The sequence below is a fragment of the Oleiphilus sp. HI0061 genome (genome assembly GCF_001635675.1).
Genome location: NZ_LWFE01000660.1, coordinates 1 through 603, shown reverse-complemented (window position 1 = coordinate 603; position 603 = coordinate 1). Strand labels below are relative to the sequence as shown.

The window sequence follows — 603 nt, the reverse complement described above, 5'->3', positions numbered from 1 at the left end:
TGCTCAGGAAGATCATCGTACTCACCGCCCAAGATACCTTGGAAGCCACGGATAGTGTCTTTCAAAGATACATACTTACCCGGTGCACCCGTAAATACTTCGGCAACGTGGAAAGGCTGTGACAAGAAACGTTCGATCTTACGAGCACGTGCAACTGTCTGCTTATCTTCTTCAGACAATTCGTCCATACCAAGAATCGCAATGATGTCTTTCAATTCAGCATAACGCTGAAGTACTGTCTGTACACCACGTGCAATTTCATAGTGCTCAGCACCAATCACCAAAGGATCTAGCTGACGAGAAGTAGAGTCTAGTGGATCGATCGCTGGGTAAATACCCTTAGAAGCGATGTCACGACTCAATACAACTGTTGCATCCAAGTGAGAGAAGGTTGTTGCTGGAGATGGGTCAGTCAAGTCATCCGCAGGTACATATACTGCCTGGATCGATGTGATCGAACCAGTCTTAGTAGATGTAATACGCTCCTGAAGAACACCCATTTCCTCAGCTAGTGTAGGCTGATAACCTACCGCTGAAGGCATACGACCTAGCAGTGCTGATACTTCAGTACCTGCCAGTGTGTAACGGTAGATATTATCAACG

The 603-nt window shown here is 46.4% G+C and carries 1 pseudogene; it reads right to left on the bottom strand.

Features of this window, described 5'->3' with window-relative positions:
• Positions 1-603: pseudogene (locus tag A3735_RS08350) on the bottom strand (F0F1 ATP synthase subunit beta); the annotation flags it as partial.